Genomic DNA, 24,066 nt, shown 5'->3' on the forward strand with positions numbered 1-24,066 from the left:
CGTCCAGCACCTGTGACACCCCCCTCTCCGAGTGCTCACTACCTACGCGAGTACAGCAGTCGGAGACGCCTCAAAGACTTATCTTGTGATCGTCCAGCACCTGTGACACCCCCCTCTCCGAGTGCTCACTACCTACGCGAGTACAGCAGTCGGAGACGCCTCAAAGAGTGCACCGTGGGCTTCGCCTGCAACCTGCCTGACTGTCCCGAGTGCGGAGAGCGCAGAGCGCTGACTGCACAGGAGGACGCGCTGGCCAAGTTCGCTGAGTTCCCCGACTGCCTCTCTCTCAGGCTCAGCGTGGACATGCATCGAGATCTCGACACGGCATGGCGCGATCTTGGCCGAGCCCGAGCAACGTTCATGAAAAACGCCCGCCTCAGCCGCACCACTCTGGGCTACCTGCGCTCGACCGAGGTCACCCGGCCCGACGCCCGCTGGAACGTTCACGATCACTGGGTTGTCATCCCCCGAGGCAACGCGGCCGACGAGCAGCGCCGCCTCCTGGCCGCCTGGGAGGATGCATGCCGAGCGACCGGCCTGGAGCCCTCCTCGCACCCTCAGTTCAGCGATACCCCCTCTGCCCTGGAGTACATTCTCAAACCGCGTCTGGGAACAGGTGAGGGCTCCCTACGCCACCTCCTCATCGACGCCGCCCGAGGGGACGCGGATGCGCACGACGACTGGCAGGAGTGGGATGCATGGCGGCGAGCGCACCCACGCGCCCGGTTCCGCTCCTCCTGGCTCGCGCCGGTCATCACGACCCCCGAGGAGAAGATTCCGACGCCTCCGCGCGACCAGAGTGCCACGACCGTCCCAGATCGGGATCTCGCCCTCATGGCGCTCCTGGATGCCTTGGGCGCGACCACCAACGCGCAGCACGAACTCATGTTGGGGATGTCGCGGCGCTCGATCCAGCGTCGCCGCACGTCGATCCCGGACGCCCGCCCCGGCCTGATCCCCTACAGGATCACCCACACCTGACCTCTGGACTTGCCCCGGGTCAAGAAGATTCCGACGACCTGTATCGATAGGTGCGCGACCTCGAACGGAAGAAGATTCCGTCCACTCACACCCCAGTAAGCGGACGAAGAAGATTCGGCGCGAACCCCCTGGGCTCGCTCGGAGCCGCAGTCGTGCTAACTAGTTAGCTGCCACGCCCCTCTGGGCTAGCAGATTGCTCACGCAAACCCTTCACAGAGTGCAAATTGCGCAATACAATGGGCGCATGGCCACCATTCAGCACCGCCCCAGCGGCGTCGCGGTGTGCGGTGTGTGCAGCCACAGCGAGATCGACGCGATCACCGCCGAGATCGAAGCCAAGGTGCCCGTGGCTCAGCTGGCCGAGAAGTACGGCCTCAGCCGGGACAGTCTCTATCGCCACACCCGCCGTGCTCACCATGACCTCCGCGTCGTCACGGTCGCCGCCGTCCGGGCCGACGACGAATTGCGGGTCCTGGATCTGACCGACCGACTGCACCGCATCGCGACCGGCGCTCAGGCGGCGTCAGACGCCGCCTACGTGGTTGGGGACCTCGCCCTGGGGTCCAAGCTCGGAGACTCCGCTACACGCGCCCTGGGGCTCCTGGCGAACACGCTTGGGGTGACCTCCGGGGACGCGCAGCGGGCGTACAAGCAGGCCATGACCAAGGTTCGTCGCGCCGATGGAATCGCGCAGACCATGTATCGCGCCGCGACCACTCATCCCGAGATCGCCCTACTCCTCGCGCAGCACGCCCGCGACATCGGCCTAGACGACGTGGCCGACCGGCTGGCCGCGATCACCCAAGAAGATTCCGACGACCCCGAGGGGACCTCATGAGCGATACCACGAACACTCTCCACGAGGCCAGCGCCGACGCCACGTGGCTGGCGAAGACTCTCGGACTCCTCGCGGCCAACGCGACGAGCGCACCAGGAGAGCAGCGCGAGCGCGACGACCGCCGCCTCCTCCGCGCCGCCCACGATCTGCTGGATCGCATCGCGGCCTGCCTTCCCGCCCGCCCCGCAGAGGAGTCCGCCCATGTCTGATCTTCTCGATGACGAGTTCGATGACCTCGCAGCCGCCGAGCCCCCTACTGGCCGACCGGCACAGCCCGGGGACACGATCACGGTCGCCGCGAGCGGCGTGACGATCAACACCGGCCAGTTCTCGATGGGCGGGGGTGTCGTGCTTACCCGTGGCGATCACTTCATCCTCACCTCCGCAATGGTGGAGGCATCCCGTGACCGCAACGGGGAGCCGACGTGGCCGAGCATCATCCATGACGAGCAGGCGCAGCGCCAGAAGTGGGGCCAGGTGCGCTTCGTGCTGGGCCGACACGAGATCGAGCCGTGGGCCACTCCTGGCGACTCGCTGTGGGAGCTTCACCACCGCCGCGCCATGGATGCCGCGCGCTCCATCGTGGACGCTGACGCCCGCGCCGAGGCTCTGGCAAAGGTCCGCGACCGGTTCGGGCAGAAGCCGGTGAGCACGAGCTACACCGTCTATCGCGACCACCGCGCCGAGGTCGCCACCGCCGACGCCGCAGCGCTCCGTCAGGGCCTGCGTGGGAACTACGGCGTGCATCGTGAGGCCCGCCATGGCCAGTGAGCAAGTCCGCCTCCTGGAGCGCGACGTGACCACGATCCCGACCGGCCCCCGGACCCTCATGATCGGCGGACGGAGTTTCCGCGTCCCGGCCAACGCCCAGACCGCACGTGGACCCGAAGGCCTGAGCTACGTCCGCGCCAACGGTCGGATCTATTGCCTCACCTCGCGTGGCGCGGAGATCACCGTACCGAACTCCGTCCAGAACGCACTCGCTAGGGCGTACTTCAGCTAACTCCACAGAGCCCCCGCCGCGCTGTTGCCGCGCGACGGGTCACGGGGGCTGGCCGGTTCCTTCTCGGGACACGTTTCAGCCGGTCGGCCCCCACCTCGCCTGGGTCCCTTTCCCCAGGGCCTCGCCGCCGTGGCGGAGCACTCGCGCGGACACCCTCCGAGGGGGACGGCGAGCCCCGCTGACCTCCGCCATGGCGGCACCCCGAGCCCCGCGCCCCTGCCCTCACGTAGGAAGTTACCTTCATGAAGTTCATCCGCCCGGGCAGGGGTGCGGCCCCTCAATCGAGAGTCGAAACGCGGACGCTAGGCCACGTGGAGGCCACGAACGCGCTCCTACCTCCGGCCACAAAGCAAGAAACCCCCGGTAAACCGAGGGTTTCATGTGGTGCGCGATACTGGGATCGAACCAGTGACCTCTTCCGTGTCAGGGAAGCGCGCTACCGCTGCGCCAATCGCGCCTATACAGGCTGTTCTATTGTGAGTTGAGGTGGCGACGGGATTCGAACCCGTGTAAACGGCTTTGCAGGCCGGTGCCTAGCCGCTCGGCCACGCCACCGTGATGTGGTTCGACCCACGTGTCGTGATTCTCCGTCGGTTTCCCAGACGGAGATCCCTCCACTCGAGCGGATGACGAGACTCGAACTCGCGACCCCAACCTTGGCAAGGTTGTGCGCTACCAACTGCGCTACATCCGCATTTCGTTCCCGGGGCTTGCCCCGAGCACTCGTAAGACATTACCCGATCTGAGCGCGGGTGCAAAACGGCGCGCGCCCCGCGCGTGTCCTCTCCTCGTGGTTCGAAGCACCTCTCGGCATCCGGTACGATCGATAAGTCCCGTTCGGGATGAGGGCGATTGGCGCAGTTGGTAGCGCGCTTCCTTCACACGGAAGAGGTCGTCGGTTCGAGTCCGGCATCGCCCACAGTTTCACCCCCGGTCCTTCCGGGGGTTTTCTGTTTCTTCCCTGGGCTGGCGCCCGTGGTCGCAGATCGTCGGCGCACCGCCCGCTCGGCGTCCCGGGCCAACTGGCCGTAGACCCGTGCCGGTCGGGGCGGCCGCTCGTCGGCCCCTGCCGATTCGCGCCCCACGTGGTAACGCCCCGGCACCCGGCCGTCGTGAGGCCGGACGCCGGGCGTCGTCGAGTCGCGGGTCAGTCGTCTTCGATGACCACGCGAAGATCGCGGCGGCGCTGACCGAGCTTCTGTCGGCTGCCGGATCCTGCACCGTGCTGCGTACCCGCCCCCGTCATCGGGGGTCGCAGACCGCCGGGGCCGGTGCCCTGCGCGGCCGACATCGAGGTCGCGGCCATGGCCGCTCCCCCGGTGGTCCCGCCGATGAGCGCGCCGGTGCTTCCGCTGTGGACGCCGGCGAAGGTCTTCGCATCGAGACCGGTCAGCCCACCGAGCGAACCGCCCGCGCCACCGGACCCGCCGAGCGAGGCCTGGCCGATGACGGCTCCGTCGGGCGTGGGGGCGCCGGATAGGCCCCCGGAGCCGCTGAGGTGGAAGTCCCCCGAGGCGTGCTCGCCCGACACAGCGAAGGGGCGGTAGACGACCCCGTCGGCACGCTGGCCCTTGACGGTGAGGTCGTGGGCCGCGCTGTTTCCGTAGCGGGTGGCGTCCGCTGCGTCGACCACGGTCCCCGAGTCGATGCGGATGGTCTGGGCGCTGTTCTGCAGGGCCGCAGCGGTCGTGGTCGACGTGCGGTCGAAGACGCCGCGAAGCTGCTGCACGAGCCCGGTGAGGGCCTTGATCGACCCGAGCACGGCGCGCAGAGGCCGCACGACCTTGTTCACCATCTCATTGACCTTCATCACGACGCGCGCGATCGCGTAGCCCATGCCGAGACCGAACGAGGCGGCAACGACCGCCATGGCCTCGATGGCGGTTGCGACGACCTTGGAGATCGCCGACTTGACGACGCCCTGCATCTTCGTCACCAGGGTGGAGGCGGAGGTGAGTCCGCTGGCCGCGGCCTCGGCCCATTCGCCCGACGCACCGAGGTGCTTCGCCGCGTCGGTGGCGAACCGCACGTAGGCGGTGATGCTGCCGCCGGTCATGCCCTCGAGGTCGCTCAACCGTCGGGTGAGGTCGGCGCCCGCCTGTCGCATCGACGACCCGGCAGAGACCCACTGCGACGCGACGGAGGCGACGTTGGAGGCGCTGCCGGCGAGCTGGTCGAGCCAGGTGCTGAGAGGCTTGAGGTGCTCCATCACCCATCCGAGACCACACGCGGTCAACGTGCCGATGGGGTCGGTGAGGGCAGCGGCCGCATCACCCAGGGTGTCGAGGAAGGCCATTCCTCCGTCGAGCCAGTTGCCGCTCTTGACGGCCTCGGCGAGGGCTCGACCCGACTCGATGACACGGCTCCCCGAGAAGGTGGTGCCGGGGGCGACAACGGTGCTCATCAGACCCCCATCGCAGACTCGAGCGATCGGATGGTCGCGATGGTGTCGCTCTCGAATTGCTCCCACTGGTCGGCGGTCTGCCGCAGCTCTCCGGCGGTGCGCATGAGCAGTGATTGGTCCTCGCCGAGCAGGCCGGTGGCGGCTGCCGACAGCGCGAGTCCCGGGGGAACGAGGAAGGCGCACAAAAGTCCGAAGGCTTCGGGGAGCAGGTTGCCGCCGCGGAGGACGGAGAGCGCCGATCCGACGTCTCCCACGAGGGAATCGACGAATGCGGCGTGCTGTCGGAGTCGATCGAAGTCGACGGCGATGTCATCGGCCATGAAGAGTCCTCTCGGGTGAGGCGGGTTCGGTGTCGCGCAACTGCGCGACGATGGGATCGTCGGCGCCGAGCAGCTCGCTCACCGCGCGGAGAGTGCTCTCGCGGGCGTCGGCCTCGGCGTGACGGATGGTCGAGAGGATCTCGGCGGACAGTCGCTGCGCGCCGCGGGCCAGGGCCGCCTCGCTCAGCCGCAGATCGACGACCCGGCCGCCCGAGTCCACCTGGGCGATGACGTCGCGACCGCGAGAACGACCGGTGCCGCGCACCGAAGCGACCGTCGCCTCGAAGGCCGGCATCTGCGCGGCGCGCAGCTCGGCACGACGAACGTCGGCTTCGACCTGCGCAAACGACTCTTCGGGATCCAACGGCACGGCAGAAATTTATCGACCCGGGCGCCGAGAACGAACGGTTCGCATCAAGAAAACCCGGTAGATGAGAGGAATCTCACGTAGCTCTCACGAACAGTTCCTCGTCCGGTTCGGCGATGGACGCAGAGAGTCAGCCGCGCGACCAGCCGTAGCGCGCGGCGAGAGCGGCGGCGACGGCGTCGAACCGCGCGCGGTCCAGGGCCGCTGCCTCCCGGCGCATCCCCGCGTCATGGACCAGATAGAGCTGGTCGATGTCGACCCACGAGGGACGACGCTGGGGATCCCACTCCCCCGTGCCCAGCGACAGGTACTGCCGGTCGCCGTCGTGCGGCTTGCTGGTGAGCCGCACGGCGTAGGAGCGGGTGGCATCGGCTCGACCGATGACGAGGACCGGCCGATCCTTTCCACGCCCGTCGCGTTCCTCGTAGGGAACCCACGTCCAGACGATCTCGCCCCCGTCGGGGGCGTTGTCGCGTTTCGGCGCGTACGACAGGGTGAGCCGCCGCGGCGGATCGATCTCGACGGTCTCGCTCCCGCTCGGGGCCGAGGGGCGCGCGGTCGGCGTGACGGGGGCGGAACGACGAACGGGCGGAGCCGCCGGCGTCGACCGGAACATGCCCAGCACGGCGGACAGCAGACGAGAAGCGGTTCCCATACCCACACCCTAGGCACGCGGAACGGGGCGCCGCCGACGAATCGGCGACGCCCCGTTCGGGGTCGGGCGGGTATCAGGCGCGGACGTCGGAGAGGACGTAGCCCTCTTCGCCGTGCACGACGGTGTCGATGCCGGCGATCTCGTCCTCGTTCTTCACGCGGAAGCCGATCGTCTTCTCGATCGCGAAGCCGATGATGAAGGCGAGCACGAACGAGTAGACCAGCACCGCGAGGGCCGCGATCGCCTGGACGATCAGCTGGTTGAACGAGCCACTGTAGATGAGGCCGCTCGTGTTGGCGAAGATGCCGAGGTAGAGCGTTCCGAGCAGACCACCGACGAGGTGGATGCCGACCACGTCGAGCGAGTCATCGAAGCCGAGCTTGAACTTCAGCTCGATGGCGAGGGCGCAGATCGCGCCGGCGAGCAGGCCCAGCACGATGGCCCAGATCGGCGTCAGCGCGGCGCAGGCCGGGGTGATCGCGACGAGACCCGCGACGGCACCGGAGGCGGCGCCGACCGAGGTGGGCTTGCCGTCCTTGATCTTCTCGACGATCAGCCACGACAGAAGGGCCGCGGCGGGAGCGGCGATCGTGTTGACGAAGGCCAGGGCGGCGGTGTTGTCGGCGGCGAGCTCGGAACCGGCGTTGAAGCCGAACCAGCCGAACCACAGCAGACCCGCACCGAGGAGGACGAACGGCGGGTTGTGAGGGACGTGGGCGCCCTTCTGGAACCCGACGCGCTTTCCGAGCACCAGGGCGAGAGCGAGGGCAGCCGCACCGGCGTTGATGTGGACCGCGGTACCACCGGCGAAGTCGATCGCGCCGACGCCGAACACATCCTGCAGACCGTGCGTGATCCAGCCGCCGTAGCTGAAGGTGCCGTCCTCGGCGAGGCCGAAGTTGAAGACCCAGCTCGCCACGGGGAAGTAGACGACCGTGGCCCAGATGCCGGCGAAGATCATCCACGCGCCGAACTTGGCGCGGTCGGCGATCGCGCCCGAGACGAGGGCGACGGTGATGATGGCGAACGTGGCCTGGAAGGCGACGAAGGCGAGCGGCGGGTACGCGGCGCCCTCGGGGGTGGTGAGCACGTTGGCGAGGCCGAAGTCGGTGCCATCGATGTGCCACGGAGCGTTGGTGACCCCGGCGTCGGTCGCGGGGAACGCGATCGCGTAGCCGTAGAGCACCCACAGGACGCCCATGAGGCCCATCGCGCCGAAGCTCATCATCATCATGCTGATGACGCTCTTGGCCTTGACGAGACCGCCGTAGAAGAACGCGAGTCCTGGCGTCATGAGCAGCACGAGTGCCGCTGCTATCAGGATGAATGCGGTGTTGCCTTGATCCATCTCGGAGGGAACCTCTCTGCAGGGACGCAGGTAAAGCGTCGGGTCCCCTCAGTGTCCACAGCCTCGGTTCCGCCGCCGTTCGCCCCGTGTTTCGGGGGCGTTACAGGCGGGCCGCTCCGGTAAACATCGCGTTTCCTGCGCCCGCGAACCGGCGATGAACTCGCCTCAGGAGTGCGTCAGCGCCACGAGTCGCGAGACCGCGCGCAGGTACTTCTTGCGGTATCCGCCGCCGAGCATCTCTTCGCTGAACACCGTGTTCAGGGGCACGCCCGTCGCCCGGATCGGGATCTGCGCGTCGTAGGCGCGGTCGACGAACGCGACCAGGCGCAGCGCGGCCGACTGATCGTGCAGGACCTGCACGTCGCGCAGGCCGATCACATCGACCCCGTCGATCAGGCGGATGAAGCGCGACGGGTGGACCCGTGCGAGGTGGCCGACGAGGTCGAGGAAGGAGTCGTCGGATGCCACGGCACCGGCGGCGGCGGCATCCATCGCCTGTCGATACCCCTCGTCGGACAGGACCTTCGCTTCTCCGTCGATCGCGCGCTGACGGAAATCGGTGCCGTCGATGCGGATGGTGCGGAAGCTGTCGGCCATCGACTGGATCTCGCGCAAGAAGTCCTGCGCCGCGAAGCGCCCCTCGCCCAACGCGTTCGGCGGGGTGTTCGAGGTCGCGGCGAGCCGGGTTCCGGATGCCACGAGCTCGCCGAGCAGGCGCGTCATGACCATCGTGTCGCCCGGGTCGTCGAGTTCGAACTCGTCGATGCAGAGGAGGTCCGAACCGCGGAACAGCTCGACGGCCTTGGCGTAGCCGAGGACCCCCACGAGGGCCGTGTACTCGATGAACGATCCGAAGTACTTCCGGCGGGCGGGCATCGCGTGATAGATCGCCGCGAGGAGGTGGGTCTTTCCGACGCCGAATCCGCCGTCGAGGTAGACGCCCGGCTTGACGGGGGCCACCTTCTCGGCGCGGCGGAAGAAGCCGCCCTTCTTGGCCGGAGCCGCCTGTCGACCGGCGAACTCCTGCAGCAGCTCCTTCGCCTCCTGCTGCGAGGGATAGGCGTCGTCGGCGCGGTACGACTCGAAGGTCGCTCCATCGAACTGGGGAGGCGGAACGAGGGCGTTCACCATGTCGGCGCCCGAGACGGCGGGCTCGCGTTCGGTGAGGTGGATGAGGCCGGTCGTGGCGGGAGTGGAGGTCATGGCCGTCCTGTGTCCAAGTCTTACGGGGAGGGTGCGTGCCCCATGCCGCGGATCTAGGGTCGATGGTGCGGTGTCCACCCTATGCCGCGCCATCCACCGCCTTGACCGAGGAGTCCCCGTGACCGTCGAGTTCGACACCACGTCCCCCAAGTTCGCCGACTACGCCGAGCCCGGCCGTCTCGTCACGGGCGAGTGGCTCCAGGAGCGTCTCGGGCAGCCGGGACTCGTGGTCGTGGAGTCCGACGAGGACGTGCTGCTGTACGAGACGGGGCACATCCCGGGGTCCGTGAAGGTCGACTGGCACACCGAGCTCAACAATCCCGTCGTCCGCGATTACGTGGACGGCGCGGGATTCGCCGAGCTGTTGGGCCGCAAGGGCATCTCGCGCGACGACACCGTCGTGATCTACGGCGACAAGAACAACTGGTGGGCGGCGTACGCCCTGTGGGTCTTCTCGCTCTTCGGCCACGAGGACGTGCGCCTGCTCGACGGGGGCCGCGACAAGTGGATCGCCGAGGGCCGCCCGATCACGACCGACAAGACGGTCGTCGAACCCACCGACTACCCGGTCGTCGAGCGCGACGACTCGGTGCTGCGCGCGTACAAGGACGACGTGCTCGCCCACCTCGGCAACCCGCTGATCGACGTCCGCTCCCCCGAGGAGTACTCGGGCGAGCGCACCACCGCCCCCGCCTACCCCGAAGAAGGCGCCCTCCGCGCCGGCCACATCCCCAGCGCGCAGAGCGTGCCGTGGGGCAAGGCCGTGGCCGAGGACGGCGGGTTCAAGTCGCGTGAAGAGCTGGATGCCATCTACCGCGACGGAGCCGGCCTGGCCGACGGCGACAAGATCGTGGCGTACTGCCGCATCGGTGAGCGCTCGAGCCACACCTGGTTCGTGCTCAAGCACCTGCTGGGCTTCGACGACGTCCGCAACTACGACGGCTCGTGGACCGAGTGGGGCAGCGCGGTCCGCGTGCCGATCGTCGCGGGTGCCGAGCCCGGCGAGGTCCCCTCGCGCTGATCCCGGTCGACGCGGGCGTGGGAGGATGACGGTGATGTCCGACAACGCCCTCCCCGCCCGCCTCGCCGAGATCCGCGACGAGTTCCTCGAGCTCGACGAGCCCGATCGCCTGCAGCTGCTGCTCGAGTTCTCGCAGGAGCTGCCCGAGGTCCCGGCGGAGTACGCCGACCACCCCGAGATGCGCGAGCGCGTCGTCGAGTGCCAGTCGCCGGTGTACATCATCGTCACGGTCGACGACGCCGACCGGGTCGCGATGCACGCCACGGCTCCCGCCGAAGCGCCGACCACGCGCGGATTCGCGAGCATCCTGTCGCAGGGGCTCACGGGGTTGTCCGCCGACGAGGTAATCGCGGTGCCCGACGACTTCCCGCAGAGCATCGGTCTGACGCGCGCCGTGAGTCCGTTGCGCATCGCGGGCATGACCGGGATGCTCATGCGCGCCAAACGCCAGGTGCGCGCGAAGCGCGACGCCTGAGCCGCGCGGGTCGTCGGGGTGCCGGCATCCCGGATCAGTCCCGCGCGAGTCCCTGTCCGCGGACCCAGTCCTGGATCGCGGTGGTCCATCGGGTCTCGTCGTAGTTCCACAGCTTCGTGTGGCGGGCGACCGTGAACGTCTCCATCGTGACGAGGTCGGGGCGCGCCTGCGCCAGCGCGTGCGAGGCGTCCGCGGGGACGAATCCGTCGTCGTCGCTGTGCAGGATGAGGACAGGATGCCGCAGCTCGGCCGCCCGGGAGACCCCGTCGAGACGGTCGAGAGGGATGGGCTCGCCGCTGCGTAGCGCCGTGGCCCCCCAGTTCGAGGCGAGCGTGCGTTCTGCGAGTGCGATGACGGGTGCGGGCAGGCGCATCGCGCGCCCCTGGAAGTTCAGCACCGTCCGCCAGTCGACCACCGGCGAATCCAGGACGAGGCCGGCGATCACGTCGGCGTGCGGCGACTCGAGCGCGGCCTGCAGCGACAGCGCTCCGCCCATCGACCAGCCCATCAGCAGCACGCGACGAGCCCCGTGACGGCGGGCGTAGCCGATCGCCGCGTCGACGTCGCGCCATTCGGTCGCGCCGAGGGCGTAGGTGCCGGATGGACTGCGCGGGGCGTCGCCGTCGTTGCGGTACGAGACCACGAGGCTCGAGATGCCGAGCGCGTGGAACACGGGCACGGCGCGCAGGGTCTCGGACCGGGTCGTGCCGCGGCCGTGCACCTGGATGACCCAGACGTCGGTGTCGCCGTGGGCGGGGAACTCCCACGCGGGGCATGCGCCCACTCCGGTATCGATGTCGATCGACTGAAACGGCAGGAGCAGGTCGCCCGGCTTGTCGAAGTACCACCCGCTGAAGGCCGCCTCGGCGGCGAGGTCTCCGTCCGCGGGTACGTGGGTGAGGAGTTTGCGGGTGACGGTGTCCTCGTCCTCGCCGACGATCGAGCCGACCCGCAGGTAATCGGCCGATCCGACGGTGAAGAGACCGTAACGACCGGGCAGCACCGTGTCGGGAGAGCGCCCGAGCGTGATGGTCTGCGCGGCGGCGTCCAGACGCACGATGCGCGTGTCGGGGCGTCGTCCGGCGGGACGGACGACCGTCCGGGCGACGCGCAGCGAGACCGCCCCGAGAGCGGTCGCGGAGGCCGCGAGGGCGACGCCGAGAGCCGAGAGCGTGACGCGGAGGCCGGGGTTCGTGCGCTGCGATGCGCGAGGACCCGCGGCGCGCCTGGGAGCGTTCATCGAGGCCTCACTCTAGTCTGTGGCCGTGAGTGACCAGCGCCCGGCGGAGGCCGACAGCCCCTTCGCGCGAGCCGTCGAAGAGGTGCGCGACACGGCTTTCCGCGACGATCTGGTCGTCCGGCAGATCCCCTCGCCCTCGGGCTTGGCTCCTTTCTCGCTCGCTCTCGCCGGCGATGTCCGCCCCGAGGAGCACGCGACCGACTCCCCCTTCGGCACGGGACGGTTCATCCTGCTCCACGACCCCGAAGAGCCCGAGCCGTGGGGCGGTGCGTGGCGCATCGTGTGCTTCGCGCAGGCCCCTCTCGAACCCGAGATCGGGGTCGACCCCCTGCTGGCCGAGGTCGCCTGGTCGTGGCTGATCGACGCGCTGGATTCGCGCGGGGCGCAGCGCCACTCGGAGTCGGGCACCGCCACCAAGACCCTTTCCACCGGCTTCGGCGCCCTGGCAGCCCAGGGTGAGGGGTCGCAGATCGAACTTCGCGCGTCATGGTCGCCGCGCGGTCCCTTCCGCCCGCACCTCGAGGCGTGGGCGGAGCTCGTGTGCATGCTCGCCGGCCTCCCCCCGGGGTCGGAGGGCGTCGCTGTTCTCGGAGCCCGGAGGCCCACGCGTGGTTGAGTACATCGTCATCGAGGATGCCGCGGGGTTCCTCGCCGCGTGCGAGACCTTGGCCGCGGGGAGCGGTCCCGTCGCGGTCGACGTCGAGCGCGCCTCGGGGTTCCGGTATTCGCAGCGCGCGTACCTGATCCAGGTGTTCCGGCGCGAGGCCGGGGTCTTCCTCTTCGACCCCTCCACGATCGAGGACTTCTCGCCGTTGCAGCACGCCATCGGCGACGTCGAATGGGTGTTCCACGCCGCGAGCCAGGATCTGCCGTCGCTGCGCGAGCGGGGTCTCGAGCCGCCGCGCATCTTCGACACCGAGCTCGGCTCGCGCCTGCTCGGGCACGAGCGGGTCGGTCTCGGGGCCGTCGTCGAGCAGACGCTGGGCATCACCCTGGCCAAGGCCCACTCGGCCGCGGACTGGTCGACGCGCCCCCTGCCGGCATCCTGGCTCGAATACGCGGCCCTCGACGTCGAGCACCTGATCGACGTGCGTGACGTGCTGGATGCCGAGCTCACCGAGCAGGGCAAGACCGAGATCGCGAGGCAGGAGTTCCAGGCCGTGCTCGATCGCGAGCCGAAGCCTCCTCGTGACGACCCATGGCGGCGCCTGAGCGGCCTGCACAGCGTGCGCGGTCGCCGGTCGCTGGCCGTCGCCCGTTCGCTGTGGCAGGCGCGCGAGGACTACGCCCGCGAGCAGGATGTCGCCCCCGGGCGTCTCGTGCCCGACCGCGCGCTGGTGGCCGCCGTCCTCGCCGATCCCGCGAGCAAACAGGCTCTCGCGGGCGTTAAGGAATTCAACGGCCGGGCAAGCCGCACGCAGCTCGATCGCTGGTGGAACGCGATCGTCGCCGGACGCGAGGCGACGGACCTGCCGGCGGACCGCGTCCCGAGCGACACGCTGCCTCCGCCGCGCGCGTGGGCCGATCGCAATCCCGAGGCCGATCGCCGGCTGAAGAAGGCGCGTCCGGCCGTCGAGGCGCGGGCGGAGGAGCTCCGGATGCCGACCGAGAACCTTCTCACGCCCGAGACGCTGCGTCGTCTCGCCTGGGCGCCGCCCGCCGAGACGACCGCCGAGGCCATCGGGGAGGCTCTCGCGCAGCTGGGGGCGCGGCCGTGGCAGATTGACCAGACCTCACAGGTGATCGCCGATAGTTTTGTAGCTTCCCTCAATGCCGATGACGACGTGTCCGGAACGGATTCGTAGGTTCGGACAACCGATTCTGCGGCGGATTCGCCTCTTCCTAGGCTGGGGTCATCCCAAACTATGGAGGCAGAGTGGCCGAGATGACGGACGTCTTCTTCGTCGACGGAATGCGCACCCCCTTCGGGCGCGCCGGCGAAAAAGGCATGTACTGGAACACCCGCGCCGACGACCTCGTGGTCAAGGCGATCATCGGGTTGATGGAACGCAACGGCGACGTGCCCAAGGACCGGATTGACGACGTGGCGATCGCCGCGACCTCGCAGACCGGTGACCAGGGACTGACCCTCGGGCGCACCGCGGCGATCCTCGCGGGTCTGCCGATGACGGTGCCGGGCCTGGCGATCGAGCGCATGTGCGCGGGCGCCATGACGAGCGTCACGACGATGGGCGCCTCGATCGGCGTCGGCATGTACGACCTCGCCCTCGCCGGCGGCGTCGAGCACATGGGACGCCACCCCATCGGCGGAAACGTCGACCCCAACCCGCGCTTCGTGGCCGAGAAGCTCGTCGACCCGGGCGCGCTCAACATGGGCGTCACCGCCGAACGCATCCACGACCGCTTCCCGCACCTGACGAAGGAGCGCGCCGACCGCTTCGGCGCCGCCAGCCAGCACAAGGTGCAGGCCGCCTACGAGGCGGGCAAGATCCAGCCCGACCTGGTCTCGGTCGCCGTCAAGGACGCCGAGGGCGCGTGGGGTCTCGCCACGGAGGACGAGGGGCGCCGCCCCGAGACCACCGTCGAGGGCCTCGCGACGCTCAAGACGCCGTTCCGCCCCCACGGGCGCGTCACGGCCGGTACGTCCTCGCCCCTCACAGACGGTGCGACCATCAGCCTGCTCGCCGGAGCCGGCGCCGTGAAGGAGTTCGGCCTCGCGCCCAAGATGCGTATGGTGTCGTTCGCCTTCGCCGGCGTCGAGCCCGAGATCATGGGCATCGGCCCGATCCCCTCGACCGAGAAGGCCCTCAAGAAGGCCGGCCTCACGATCGACGACATCGGCCTGTTCGAGCTCAACGAGGCCTTCGCCATCCAGGTAATCTCGCTGCTCGACCACTTCGGCATCGCCGACGACGACCCGCGCGTGAACCCCTGGGGTGGCGCCATCGCCCTGGGCCACCCGCTCGCGGCATCCGGAGTGCGTCTCATGATCCAGCTGGCGGCGCAGTTCGCCGAGCGACCCGACGTGCGCTACGGCCTCACCGCCATGTGCGTGGGCCTGGGTCAGGGCGGCTCGGTCATCTGGGAGAACCCGTTCTTCGACGGAAAGAAGAAGCGCACGTGAGCAACTACACCTCGATCGACTTCACGCCCCTCGACGCCCTCACCGGCGACGAGGTGGTGACCCACTCCCCCGTCCGCGACGTGCGTCTGCCCTCGGGCAACGTGCTCGCGCTGATCACCCTCGATAACGGTCGCGACCACACCCGGCCCAACACGCTGGGACCTGCGACCCTCGCCGAGCTCGGGCAGACGCTCGGGGCGCTCAAGAAGCGCGCCGACGCCGGCGAGATCCACGCCGTCGCGATCACCGGCAAGCAGTACATCCTCGCGGCGGGCGCCGACCTGTCCGACGTGGCGAAGCTGCCCTCGAAAGATGTCGCGCGCCTCATCGCACAGCGCGGACATCAGGTGATTGGGTCGCTGTCGGAGCTCGGCGTCCCCTCGTTCGCGTTCGTCAACGGCCTCGCGCTCGGCGGCGGTCTCGAGATCGCGCTCAACTCGACCTATCGCACGGTCGACTCCTCCGCCGCGGCGATCGCGCTGCCCGAGGTGTTCCTCGGCATCATCCCCGGCTGGGGAGGCGCCTACCTGCTGCCGAACCTCATCGGTATCGAGAACGCGCTCGAGGTCGTCATCTCGAACCCGCTCAAGCAGAACCGCATGCTCAAGCCGCAGCAGGCCTTCGATCTCGGGATCATGGATGCCATCTTCCCGGCGGCCAGCTACCTCGAGGACTCGCTGCGGTGGGCCGATGGCGTGCTCACCGGTCGGGTGCGCGTCGAGCGCAAGAACGAGCCGGGCAAGCTCGAGCGCCTCACCAAGTGGCCCATCGCCATCAAGATGGCCCGCGGCATGCTCGAGTCGAAGATCGGCACCGTGCCCCGCTCCCCCTACGTCGCGCTCGACCTGCTCGACAAGGCGAAGAGCGGCACCAAGGCCGAGGGCTTCGCGCGCGAAGACGAGGCGCTGGCCGAGCTCATCACGGGCGACCAGTTCGCGGCATCCATGTACGCCTTCGACCTCGTGCAGAAGCGCGCCAAGCGTCCGGTCGGGGCCCCCGACAAGGCTCTCGCGAAGAAGGTCACCAAGGTCGGCGTCATCGGCGCGGGTCTCATGGCCTCGCAGTTCGCGCTGCTGTTCGTGCGGAAGCTCCGGGTACCCGTGATCATCACCGACCTCGATCAGGGTCGGGTCGACAAGGGCGTGGCATCCATTCGAGAAGAGATCGGCAAGCTCGAGGCCAAGGGCCGCCTCGACAGCGACACGGCGAATCAGCTGCGCGCGCTCGTGCACGGCACCACCGACCGGTCGGAGTTCGCCGACTGCGACTTCGTCATCGAGGCCGTGTTCGAAGAGGTGGGCGTCAAGCAGGAGGTGTTCTCGGCCATGGAGAAGATCGTCGCCGACGACGCCATCCTCGCCACGAACACCTCGTCGCTCTCGGTCGCCGAGATCGGCTCGGTGCTGCAGAACCCGGAGCGCCTGGTGGGCTTCCACTTCTTCAACCCCGTCGCGGTCATGCCGCTCATCGAGGTCGTGAAGACGGATGCCACCTCCGACGCTGCACTGTCGACGGCTTTCGTCGTCGCGAAGGGTCTCGGCAAGAACGCCGTGCTCACCGCGGACGCACCCGGCTTCGTGGTGAACCGCCTGCTGGCGAAGGTCATGGGCGAAGCCGCTCGCGCGGTCTACGAGGGAACGCCGATCATGGTGGTCGAGAAGGCGTTCGCGCCCCTCGGACTGCCGATGGGGCCGTTCCAGCTCATCGACCTCGTCGGCTGGAAGGTCGCCGCCCACGTGCAGGACACGATGGCGCACGCCTTCCCCGACCGGTTCTTCTCGTCCGAGAACTTTCACGAGCTCGCGGCTCTGCCGGAGGTCGTGGAGAAGGACAAGGGCGGCCGGGTGACCGGCTGGACCAAGGCCGCGCAGAAAGTGCTCGTGACCGGTAAGACGCCCGTCGCGCCCGAGACGATCCTGGCTCGCGTGCAGGACGGTCTCGCCCAGGAGATCAAGATCATGCTCGACGAGGGCGTGGTCCCCGAGGTGCAGGACATCGACCTGTGCCTCATCCTCGGCGCCGGCTGGCCCTTCATCGATGGTGGCGCCTCGCCCTACCTCGACCGCGAGGGGGCGTCGGAGCGCGCCTTCGGCGACACGTTCCACCAGCCGCCCATTCGCGGCATCGGGGCCTGAGCTCCGGATACGACAGCGGCGCCGTCCCCGAGGGGGCGGCGCCGTTGTGGTTCGTGCGGGTCTACGGGCGCGACTTTTCCCACTCCTCGATCGTGGGGATCGAGCCGGTCGGCGTCTGACGCGCCATGGGGATGCGCGTGCCCAGCACCTGGGCGACCACGTCGTGTGCGATCTTCGAGGCCGTCAGGCCGGCATCCTCGAGGATCTGCTCGCGCGTCGCGTGGTCGATGAACTCATCGGGGATGCCGAGCTCGTCGACGGCCGTGTCGACGCCCGCCTCGCGCAGCACCTGCCGCACGCGCGTGCCGACGCCGCCGACGCGGATGCCGTCTTCGATCGTGATCACGAGACGGTGCTCGCGCGCCAACTCGACGATCGAGGGCTGCACCGGGATCGCCCAGCGCGGGTCGATGACCGTCGCGCCGATGCCCTGCGCCTTGAGACGCTCGGCGACCTCGAGGGCGAGGTGCACCATCGGACCGATGCCGACCAGCAGCACGTCTTCGCTCGAGCCGCGGCTCAGCACATCGACGCCGTCGTGGAGGCGCTCGATCGCCTCGACGTCGTCGTTGACCTTGCCCTTGGGGTAACGCACCACGGTGGGCGCGTCTTCGACCGCGGTGGCCTCGCGGAACACCTCGCGCAGGCGCGCGGCGTCTCGCGGGGCGGCGATGCGGATGCCGGGGACCAGCTGCAGCATCGCCAGATCCCAGATGCCGTGATGACTCGGGCCGTCGGGGCCGGTGACGCCGGCGCGATCGAGCACGAACGTGACGCCGGCCTTGTGCAGGGCGACGTCCATCATGACCTGGTCGAACGCGCGGTTCATGAACGTCGCGTAGATGGCGACGACCGGGTGGAGGCCGCCGAAGGCCAGACCGGCGGCGGATGCCACGGCGTGCTGCTCCGCGATGCCGACGTCGTACACGCGCTCGGGGAATCTCTCGGCGAAGTGCTGCAGACCCGTGGGGCGGAGCATGGCCGCGGTCATCGCGATGATGTCCTGGCGCTCCGCGCCGACCTTCACGAGCTCTTCGGCGAAGACGTCGGTCCACTGCAGACCGCCGCCCGAGCCCAGGGCTTCGCCCGTGATCGGGTCGATCTTGCCCACCGCGTGGAACTGGTCGGCCTCGTCGCTCATCGCCGGGGCGTAGCCGCTGCCCTTGTCGGTGATGGCATGCACGATGACCGGAGCACCGTACGACTTCGCCAGCTCGAGGGTCTCGATGAGCGACTCGAAGTCGTGGCCGTCGATGGGACCGAGGTACTTGATGTCGAGGTTGCTGTACAGCGCCTCGTTGTTGGTGAAGCGCGACAGGAAGCCGTGGGTGCCGCCGCGGACGCCGCGATAGACGGCACGCGCCGCGGGGCCCAGGCGACGGAAGAGGGTGTCGGAGCCGCGGTGGAGCGTCCGGTAGGCGTCGTTCGTGCGCACGCGGTTGAGGTAGCGCGCCATGCCCCCGATGGTGGGGGCGTAGGACCGGCCGTTGTCGTTCACGACGATCACGAGATTGCGCTCGTTGTCGTCGCTGATGTTGTTGAGGGCCTCCCAGGTCATGCCGCCGGTGAGGGCGCCGTCGCCCACGACGGCGATCACATGACGGTTTCGACGACCGGTGCGGCTGAACGCGCGCGACACGCCGTCCGCCCAGCTCAACGAGCTCGACGCGTGCGAGGACTCGACGACGTCGTGCTCGCTCTCGGAACGCTGCGGGTAGCCCGCGAGGCCGCCGCGCGAGCGGAGAGCTGAGAAGTCCTGTCGACCGGTGAGCATCTTGTGCACGTAGGACTGGTGCCCGGTGTCGAAGATGATCGGGTCGGACGGTGAATCGAAGACCTTGTGCAGGGCGATCGTCAGCTCGACGACGCCGAGGTTCGGACCGAGGTGCCCGCCGGTGCGGGCGACGTTCTCGACGAGGAACGAACGGACCTCCGCGGCCAGCTGTCGTAGCTGGTCGGGGTTCAGTCCGTCGAGGTCACGGGGGCCGTGAATGCCGGGTAGGAGAGCCATGAGACTCCTCTCGTGCGATGCGCGCGGGGGCCGCGCGTACGGGTCGATTCTAGTCTCCGAGGGTGCGAGGGGCCCGGCAACGGGTTGCGCGCCGGGGCCGTGTACTCTCTGCGAACGCGATGTGCCCCGGGAGCGCGAGGCTCCCGGGGCACATCGATGAAGCGGGTCAGACCAGCGAACGCAGCACGTACTGCAGGATGCCGCCGTTGCGGTAGTAGTCGGCCTCACCGGGGGTGTCGATGCGGACCACGGCGTCGAACGTGACGGCCTGCTTGCCCTCGGGCGAGAACTCGCTCGGCTCGGCGGTGACCTTCACGGTCTTCGGCGTGACGCCCTCGTTGAGCTGCTCCAGGCCCTCGATCGAGACGATCTCGGTGCCGTCGAGGCCCAGCGACTTCCAGCTCTCGCCGGCGGGGAACTGCAGCGGAACGACGCCCATGCCGATCAGGTTCGAGCGGTGGATGCGCTCGAAGCTCTCGGTGATGACGGCCTTGACGCCCAGCAGGTTGGTGCCCTTCGCCGCCCAGTCGCGCGACGAGCCGGAGCCGTACTCCTTGCCACCGAAGATGACGAGCGGGGTGCCCTGCGCCTGATAGTTCTGGCTCGCGTCGAAGATGTACGACTGCGGGCCGCCCTCTTGGGTGAAGTCGCGGGTGTAGCCGCCCTCGACGACCGTGCCGTCGTTGACCGCTGCCGTGAGCTCGTTCTTGAGGCGGATGTTGGCGAACGTGCCGCGAATCATGACCTCGTGGTTGCCGCGACGCGAGCCGTAGGAGTTGAAGTCCTTCTGCGCGACGCCGTGCTCCATCAGGTACTGCGCGGCGGGGGTACCCGCCTTGATGTTTCCGGCCGGGCTGATGTGGTCGGTCGTGACCGAGTCACCCAGCGTCGCCATGACGCGTGCGCCGGTGATGTCGCGCACAGCATCAGGCTGCATGGTCATGCCGTCGAAGTACGGGGCCTTGCGGACGTATGTCGAGTCGGCATCCCACTCGAAGATCGGGCCGGTCGGGGTGGGCAGGTTCTTCCAGCGCTCGTCGCCCTCGAAGACGGTGGCGTACTGCTGGATGAACTGCTCGCGCGAGATCGAGGCGTCGATGATCGTCTGCACCTGGTCGGGGGCCGGCCAGATGTCCTTCAGGAAGACATCGTCGCCGTTCTGGTCCTTGCCCAGGGCGTCGGTCTCGAAGTCGAAGTTCATCGAGCCGGCGAGGGCGTAGGCGACGACCAGCGGCGGCGAGGCGAGGTAGTTCATCTTCACGTCGGGGCTGATGCGCCCCTCGAAGTTGCGGTTACCCGAGAGGACGGCCGTGACGGCGAGGTCGTTCTCGTTGATAGCCTCGGAGACCTCTTCGATGAGGGGTCCCGAGTTGCCGATGCAGATGGTGCAGCCGTAGCCGACGGTGTAGAAGTCGAGACCCTCGAGCGCCTTGTCGAGGCCGGACTTCTCGTAGTAGTCGGTGACGACCTTCGAGCCGGGGCCGAGCGTCGTCTTGACCCACGGCTTGCGCTTGAGGCCCTTGTCGACGGCGTTCTTGGCGAGCAGGCCCGCCGCGATCATGACCGAGGGGTTCGAGGTGTTCGTGCATGAGGTGATGGCCGCGAGCGTGACCGCGCCGTTGTCGAGCAGGTACGACTGGCCGTCGGGGGTGGTGACCTTGACGGGGTTCGACGCGTTGGCGGGGTGACCCGAAGAGATCAGCACCTCGCTCTCGGTGACGTCCTCGTGCTCTTCGCCGGGAACCGAGCCCGGGTCGGATGCGGGGAAGGTCCCGTCGACCTCGAGGTCGACGATCGAGTCGGAGACCGACGCGCCCGCGTAGTTGAGGATGTCCTTCTCGAACTGATTCTTGGCCTCGGACAGCAGGATGCGGTCCTGGGGGCGTTTCGGACCGGCGATCGAGGGGACGACCGTCGACAGGTCGAGCTCCATGTACTCGCTGAAGACGAGCTCGCGGTCGGCGTCGTGCCAGAGCTTCTGCTCCTTGGCGTACGCCTCGACCAGGGCGACGGTCTGCTCGTCGCGGCCGGTCAGGCGCAGGTAGTCGAGCGTCACGTCGTCGATGGGGAACATCGCGGCGGTCGAGCCGAACTCGGGGCTCATGTTGCCGATGGTGGCGCGGTTGGCCAGCGGCACCGAGGCGACGCCCTCGCCGTAGAACTCGACGAACTTGCCGACGACGCCGTGCTTGCGCAGCATGTCGGTGATGGTGAGGACGACGTCGGTCGCGGTCACGCCGGCGGGGATCTCGCCCGAGAGCTTGAAGCCGACGACGCGAGGGATCAGCATCGACACGGGCTGGCCGAGCATCGCGGCCTCGGCCTCGATGCCGCCGACGCCCCAGCCGAGCACGCCCAGGCCGTTGACCATCGTGGTGTGCGAGTCGGTGCCGACGCAGGTGTCGGGGTAGGCGCGGAGCACGCCGTCGACCGAGCGGTCGTAGATGACCTTGGCGAGGTGCTCGATGTTGACCTGGTGCACGATTCCCGTTCCCGGGGGGACGACCTTGAAGTCGTCAAAGGCCGTCTGGCCCCAGCGGAGGAACTGGTACCGCTCGCCGTTGCGCTCGTACTCGATCTCGACGTTGCGCTCGAGGGCGTTCTCGCTGCCGAACAGGTCGGCGATGACCGAGTGGTCGATGACCATCTCGGCGGGCGAGAGCGGGTTGATCTTGCTCGGGTCGCCGCCCAGGGCGGTCACGGCCTCGCGCATGGTGGCGAGGTCGACGATGCAGGGCACACCGGTGAAGTCCTGCATGACCACGCGAGCGGGCGTGAACTGGATCTCGGTGTCGGGGTCGGCCGTGGGGACCCACGAGCCGAGGGCCTCGATCTGCTCCTTGGTGACGTTGGCGCCGTCCTCGGTGCGCAGAAGGTTCTCGAGCAGCACCTTGAGGCTGAACGGGAGCTTCTCGTGACCGGCGACCGTGTCGATGCGGAAGATCTCGTAGTCGGTGCTGCCGACCGTCAGGGTGCTCTTGGCACCGAAGCTGTCAACCGTGGACACGATCGTCTCCTTCGTCGGCGAATGCGCAGGCGTCAGCCCGCATTTCTCCATCTTCCCCGCGCGGAGAGGTCGATTCCAGGAAGGTCGACCTAACCGCTCGGAGCTGCGGATTTATCTTGATGTCAAGATATTATCAGGACTCTCGGCGAGGGTGGAGAGCCCGCACCACGAGCCACGTCACCGCCAGCATCGGGGCGAACAGCGGCAGGCCCATGACGATCTTGAGCGTGCCGAGCGCGGTCACGTCTCCCGCGAAGTACAGCGGCAGCTGCACGGCGAGTCGTGCGACGAACAGGGCGGCCCAGGCGATCGAGAGCCACGTGTAGGCGCGGCGCTTGCGCTTGTCGGCGCGCCAGCGCGTGCCCTCGCCGAGCAGATACCCGGCGGCCAGACCGATCAGCGGCCAGCCGATGAGGGCCGAGACGAGGAACGCCGTTCCGTACGCGCCGTTCGTGAAGAAGCCCAGCACGAAGTTGTCCTGCCCGCGGCCCGTCACCAGCGACAGGACGGCGGCGCCCGCGGTCGCGAGGAGTCCGCCGATCGCGGCGCTCGGGGGCGACTTGGCGATCAGACGCGCGAGGGTGAAGACGACGGCGAGCCCGACGGACACCCCGAGGCTCACCCACAGGTTGCCCTGGCGTGTCTCGGGGTCGATCGTGACGGTGAAGAGCACGACGAACGCGAGCGAGGGCAGGACGGATTCCAGGATGCCGCGCACCCCGCCCATCGCCGACCACACGGCGGCCCCGGTCGAGGTGTGCTTCGAAGGATCGAGCCCCGCGCGGCGCGCGGCGTTGCCGAGAGCCGCGCTGACGCTGTCCGCCGCGGACGGCGGGTCGAGGGGGACGCGGTCGTCTTCTCGCGCCGGGCGTGCGGAGTCGTCGCTCATGCGGTTCCGGGGCTCGACGGCATCCGGAGGGGGATGAGGTCGCGCGGTGGCATCGGTGACGATCCGCGGACCACGACGATCGAGCGGAAGAGGTCCTCGACGGCGGCGGCTGCCTCGACGTCGCTGGTCGCGGCTCCCCCGACGACCCCGCGCAGGAACCAGCGGGGCCCGTCGACGCCCACGAAACGCGCGAGGCGCTTGGCGGCGCCGTCCGCGCCGGCCATGACGGGCACCTCGGCGAGCAGCTCGGGACCGAGCGGGCCCTCCCGCTCTTCGACGCGGCCGCCCTGCTGCTTGACCTGCTGGCGGATCTGCTCCCGCGTCTCTTCCCACAGGCCGCTCGAGCGGGGCGCGGCGAAGGGCTGCACCTGCAGGGTGGAGTCGGCGTAGTCGAGGCCCACGGCCACGATGCGCTTGGTCTGCTCCTCGACCTCCAGGCGGAGGTTCAGCCCCTCGCGCGGGAGGATCTTGATGCCACCCAGGTCGATGTAGGGGCGGACGGGGTTCGCCTCGGCCTCGTCGAACGGACCCGCGGTCTCGCGATCGGTGGGGGCGCTCTTGAGCGCCTGCACCGCTTCGTTTCCGGGCTGGTCGGCGGTGTCGGGCGTGGTCTGCGACTCGTCGTCGGTCATCGGGTGCTCCCTTGCAGAGTCTGGTATCCGCTCGATCCGAAGCCGCCTTGACCGCGCACGCTGTCGGGCAGTTCGTCGACGGGGACGAAGCGCACGGCCGGGACGGGCATCACGATGAGCTGGGCGATGCGGTCTCCGACCGCGATGTCATAGGCCTCGTCGAGGTCGGTGTTCAACAGGGCGACCTTGATCTCGCCGCGGTACCCGGCGTCGATCGTGCCGGGCGCGTTCACGATCGTGATGCCGTGTTTGGCGGCCAAGCCGCTGCGCGGCACGACGAACGCGGCGTATCCCTCGGGAAGTGCGATGCGCACACCCGTCGAGACGAGAGCGCGTCGCCCAGGCTCCAGGCGTACCGCCTCGGCGGCGGTCAGGTCGGCTCCGGCGTCGCCGGGGTGGGCGAAGACCGGAGGCTCGGATGCGACAATGAGGACGTCCACCGTTTCGGTCAC

22 protein-coding genes and 4 tRNA genes are annotated in these 24,066 nt (G+C 68.9%); 11 read left to right on the forward strand and 15 right to left on the reverse strand.

What is annotated here, in order from left to right; genetic code table 11:
* The first annotated feature begins 174 nt into the window (after nucleotides 1-174).
* From AB6V31_RS16425 to AB6V31_RS16440, 4 genes are all read left to right on the forward strand, one after another.
* Nucleotides 175-981, forward strand: coding sequence for a hypothetical protein (locus AB6V31_RS16425; RefSeq protein ID WP_369366951.1), 807 nt, complete (start codon nucleotides 175-177; stop codon nucleotides 979-981).
* 244 nt (nucleotides 982-1,225) lie between these two features.
* The gene (locus AB6V31_RS16430; protein ID WP_369366953.1) at nucleotides 1,226-1,819 is read left to right on the forward strand and encodes a hypothetical protein; all 594 of its coding nucleotides are present in this window, start codon (nucleotides 1,226-1,228) and stop codon (nucleotides 1,817-1,819) included.
* Nucleotides 1,816-2,028: a hypothetical protein gene (locus tag AB6V31_RS16435; RefSeq protein WP_369366954.1), complete on the forward strand. Its 213-nt coding sequence runs from the start codon at nucleotides 1,816-1,818 to the stop codon at nucleotides 2,026-2,028. Before AB6V31_RS16430 ends, AB6V31_RS16435 begins: the two co-directional genes overlap by 4 nt.
* Nucleotides 2,021-2,590, forward strand: coding sequence for a hypothetical protein (locus tag AB6V31_RS16440; protein WP_369366956.1), 570 nt, complete (start codon nucleotides 2,021-2,023; stop codon nucleotides 2,588-2,590). The genes AB6V31_RS16435 and AB6V31_RS16440 overlap by 8 nt, the downstream gene beginning before the upstream one ends.
* A gap of 614 nt (nucleotides 2,591-3,204) precedes the next feature.
* Here AB6V31_RS16440 and AB6V31_RS16445 read toward each other — a convergent pair.
* The 3 genes from AB6V31_RS16445 to AB6V31_RS16455 all read right to left on the reverse strand — a co-directional run bounded on the left by AB6V31_RS16445 (nucleotide 3,205) and on the right by AB6V31_RS16455 (nucleotide 3,516).
* Nucleotides 3,205-3,279: transfer RNA gene (locus AB6V31_RS16445), tRNA-Val, on the reverse strand.
* Between the two features lie 27 nt (nucleotides 3,280-3,306).
* Nucleotides 3,307-3,377: transfer RNA gene (locus AB6V31_RS16450), tRNA-Cys, on the reverse strand.
* A 66-nt stretch (nucleotides 3,378-3,443) separates the two neighbouring features.
* A tRNA-Gly gene (locus tag AB6V31_RS16455) sits at nucleotides 3,444-3,516 on the reverse strand.
* Between the two features lie 152 nt (nucleotides 3,517-3,668).
* On the opposite strand from AB6V31_RS16455, the gene AB6V31_RS16460 reads away from it, so the two are divergent.
* Nucleotides 3,669-3,741, forward strand: a tRNA-Val gene (locus tag AB6V31_RS16460).
* 228 nt (nucleotides 3,742-3,969) lie between these two features.
* Here the strand turns inward: AB6V31_RS16460 and AB6V31_RS16465 are convergent.
* The 6 genes from AB6V31_RS16465 to zapE all read right to left on the reverse strand — a co-directional run bounded on the left by AB6V31_RS16465 (nucleotide 3,970) and on the right by zapE (nucleotide 9,119).
* Complete coding sequence (locus tag AB6V31_RS16465) at nucleotides 3,970-5,226, reverse strand: hypothetical protein (protein ID WP_369366958.1); 1,257 nt, start codon at nucleotides 5,224-5,226, stop codon at nucleotides 3,970-3,972.
* Nucleotides 5,226-5,546 carry a type VII secretion target gene (locus AB6V31_RS16470; RefSeq protein WP_103209447.1) on the reverse strand — a complete coding sequence of 107 codons (321 nt, stop codon included), beginning with the start codon at nucleotides 5,544-5,546 and terminating at the stop codon, nucleotides 5,226-5,228. Before AB6V31_RS16470 ends, AB6V31_RS16465 begins: the two co-directional genes overlap by 1 nt.
* A complete protein-coding gene (locus tag AB6V31_RS16475) occupies nucleotides 5,536-5,916 on the reverse strand; it encodes a YbaB/EbfC family nucleoid-associated protein (RefSeq protein WP_056231611.1) in 381 nt (126 codons plus the stop codon). Before AB6V31_RS16475 ends, AB6V31_RS16470 begins: the two co-directional genes overlap by 11 nt.
* A 127-nt stretch (nucleotides 5,917-6,043) precedes the next feature.
* On the reverse strand, nucleotides 6,044-6,568 hold the full coding sequence (locus tag AB6V31_RS16480; RefSeq protein WP_369366962.1) for a type II toxin-antitoxin system PemK/MazF family toxin: 525 nt from the start codon (nucleotides 6,566-6,568) through the stop codon (nucleotides 6,044-6,046).
* Between the two features lie 73 nt (nucleotides 6,569-6,641).
* Nucleotides 6,642-7,916, reverse strand: a complete 1,275-nt coding sequence (locus tag AB6V31_RS16485) for an ammonium transporter (protein ID WP_056231608.1) — start codon at nucleotides 7,914-7,916, stop codon at nucleotides 6,642-6,644.
* Nucleotides 7,917-8,081: 165 nt separating this feature from the next.
* Nucleotides 8,082-9,119, reverse strand: coding sequence for a cell division protein ZapE (gene zapE, locus AB6V31_RS16490; protein WP_268103988.1), 1,038 nt, complete (start codon nucleotides 9,117-9,119; stop codon nucleotides 8,082-8,084).
* Nucleotides 9,120-9,237: 118 nt separating this feature from the next.
* On the opposite strand from zapE, the gene AB6V31_RS16495 reads away from it, so the two are divergent.
* Entirely contained in the window at nucleotides 9,238-10,140 is a 903-nt protein-coding gene (locus tag AB6V31_RS16495; protein WP_268103989.1) for a sulfurtransferase, read from the forward strand.
* Between the two features lie 34 nt (nucleotides 10,141-10,174).
* On the forward strand, nucleotides 10,175-10,615 hold the full coding sequence (locus tag AB6V31_RS16500; RefSeq protein ID WP_369366965.1) for a SufE family protein: 441 nt from the start codon (nucleotides 10,175-10,177) through the stop codon (nucleotides 10,613-10,615).
* A 34-nt stretch (nucleotides 10,616-10,649) separates the two neighbouring features.
* Here the strand turns inward: AB6V31_RS16500 and AB6V31_RS16505 are convergent, their stop codons facing one another.
* The gene (locus tag AB6V31_RS16505) at nucleotides 10,650-11,855 is read right to left on the reverse strand and encodes an alpha/beta hydrolase family protein (protein ID WP_369366966.1); all 1,206 of its coding nucleotides are present in this window, start codon (nucleotides 11,853-11,855) and stop codon (nucleotides 10,650-10,652) included.
* A gap of 25 nt (nucleotides 11,856-11,880) precedes the next feature.
* On the opposite strand from AB6V31_RS16505, the gene AB6V31_RS16510 reads away from it, so the two are divergent.
* The 4 genes from AB6V31_RS16510 to AB6V31_RS16525 all read left to right on the forward strand — a co-directional run bounded on the left by AB6V31_RS16510 (nucleotide 11,881) and on the right by AB6V31_RS16525 (nucleotide 17,075).
* Nucleotides 11,881-12,471 (forward strand): DUF3000 domain-containing protein, encoded by a 591-nt coding sequence (locus AB6V31_RS16510; protein WP_056232378.1) that lies wholly within the window; start codon nucleotides 11,881-11,883, stop codon nucleotides 12,469-12,471.
* Nucleotides 12,464-13,660, forward strand: a complete 1,197-nt coding sequence (locus AB6V31_RS16515) for an HRDC domain-containing protein (protein ID WP_268103991.1) — start codon at nucleotides 12,464-12,466, stop codon at nucleotides 13,658-13,660. The genes AB6V31_RS16510 and AB6V31_RS16515 overlap by 8 nt, the downstream gene beginning before the upstream one ends.
* A gap of 71 nt (nucleotides 13,661-13,731) precedes the next feature.
* Complete coding sequence (locus AB6V31_RS16520) at nucleotides 13,732-14,940, forward strand: thiolase family protein (RefSeq protein WP_268103992.1); 1,209 nt, start codon at nucleotides 13,732-13,734, stop codon at nucleotides 14,938-14,940.
* Nucleotides 14,937-17,075: a 3-hydroxyacyl-CoA dehydrogenase NAD-binding domain-containing protein gene (locus tag AB6V31_RS16525; RefSeq protein WP_369366969.1), complete on the forward strand. Its 2,139-nt coding sequence runs from the start codon at nucleotides 14,937-14,939 to the stop codon at nucleotides 17,073-17,075. Before AB6V31_RS16520 ends, AB6V31_RS16525 begins: the two co-directional genes overlap by 4 nt.
* A gap of 61 nt (nucleotides 17,076-17,136) precedes the next feature.
* Here AB6V31_RS16525 and dxs read toward each other — a convergent pair whose 3' ends face one another.
* The 5 genes from dxs to dut form a co-directional block, all read right to left on the reverse strand.
* Nucleotides 17,137-19,086, reverse strand: a complete 1,950-nt coding sequence (dxs, locus tag AB6V31_RS16530) for a 1-deoxy-D-xylulose-5-phosphate synthase (RefSeq protein ID WP_369366972.1) — start codon at nucleotides 19,084-19,086, stop codon at nucleotides 17,137-17,139.
* 166 nt (nucleotides 19,087-19,252) lie between these two features.
* Nucleotides 19,253-22,093: an aconitate hydratase AcnA gene (gene acnA, locus AB6V31_RS16535; RefSeq protein WP_279367022.1), complete on the reverse strand. Its 2,841-nt coding sequence runs from the start codon at nucleotides 22,091-22,093 to the stop codon at nucleotides 19,253-19,255.
* A gap of 133 nt (nucleotides 22,094-22,226) precedes the next feature.
* Nucleotides 22,227-22,982 carry a DUF3159 domain-containing protein gene (locus AB6V31_RS16540; RefSeq protein WP_074694959.1) on the reverse strand — a complete coding sequence of 252 codons (756 nt, stop codon included), beginning with the start codon at nucleotides 22,980-22,982 and terminating at the stop codon, nucleotides 22,227-22,229.
* Nucleotides 22,979-23,614 carry a DUF3710 domain-containing protein gene (locus AB6V31_RS16545; RefSeq protein ID WP_056231555.1) on the reverse strand — a complete coding sequence of 212 codons (636 nt, stop codon included), beginning with the start codon at nucleotides 23,612-23,614 and terminating at the stop codon, nucleotides 22,979-22,981. The genes AB6V31_RS16540 and AB6V31_RS16545 overlap by 4 nt, the downstream gene beginning before the upstream one ends.
* Nucleotides 23,611-24,066 (reverse strand): dUTP diphosphatase, encoded by a 456-nt coding sequence (dut, locus tag AB6V31_RS16550; protein WP_056231552.1) that lies wholly within the window; start codon nucleotides 24,064-24,066, stop codon nucleotides 23,611-23,613. The genes AB6V31_RS16545 and dut overlap by 4 nt, the downstream gene beginning before the upstream one ends.

It is taken from the genome of Microbacterium sp. 16-032 (assembly GCF_041079455.1).
GTDB lineage: Bacteria > Actinomycetota > Actinomycetes > Actinomycetales > Microbacteriaceae > Microbacterium > Microbacterium testaceum_A.

Bases quoted from the DNA above. Each gene is read 5' to 3' on its own strand.
- AB6V31_RS16540 (WP_074694959.1), bottom strand. From the start codon at position 22,982: ATGAGCGACGACTCCGCACGCCCGGCGCGAGAAGACGACCGCGTCCCC.
- AB6V31_RS16430 (WP_369366953.1), top strand. From the start codon at position 1,226: ATGGCCACCATTCAGCACCGCCCCAGCGGCGTCGCGGTGTGCGGTGTG.
- AB6V31_RS16500 (WP_369366965.1), top strand. From the start codon at position 10,175: ATGTCCGACAACGCCCTCCCCGCCCGCCTCGCCGAGATCCGCGACGAG.
- AB6V31_RS16470 (WP_103209447.1), bottom strand. From the start codon at position 5,546: ATGGCCGATGACATCGCCGTCGACTTCGATCGACTCCGACAGCACGCC.
- AB6V31_RS16545 (WP_056231555.1), bottom strand. From the start codon at position 23,614: ATGACCGACGACGAGTCGCAGACCACGCCCGACACCGCCGACCAGCCC.
- AB6V31_RS16465 (WP_369366958.1), bottom strand. From the start codon at position 5,226: ATGAGCACCGTTGTCGCCCCCGGCACCACCTTCTCGGGGAGCCGTGTC.
- AB6V31_RS16505 (WP_369366966.1), bottom strand. From the start codon at position 11,855: ATGAACGCTCCCAGGCGCGCCGCGGGTCCTCGCGCATCGCAGCGCACG.
- AB6V31_RS16485 (WP_056231608.1), bottom strand. From the start codon at position 7,916: ATGGATCAAGGCAACACCGCATTCATCCTGATAGCAGCGGCACTCGTG.
- AB6V31_RS16440 (WP_369366956.1), top strand. From the start codon at position 2,021: ATGTCTGATCTTCTCGATGACGAGTTCGATGACCTCGCAGCCGCCGAG.
- zapE (WP_268103988.1), bottom strand. From the start codon at position 9,119: ATGACCTCCACTCCCGCCACGACCGGCCTCATCCACCTCACCGAACGC.
- dxs (WP_369366972.1), bottom strand. From the start codon at position 19,086: ATGGCTCTCCTACCCGGCATTCACGGCCCCCGTGACCTCGACGGACTG.
- AB6V31_RS16480 (WP_369366962.1), bottom strand. From the start codon at position 6,568: ATGGGAACCGCTTCTCGTCTGCTGTCCGCCGTGCTGGGCATGTTCCGG.
- AB6V31_RS16435 (WP_369366954.1), top strand. From the start codon at position 1,816: ATGAGCGATACCACGAACACTCTCCACGAGGCCAGCGCCGACGCCACG.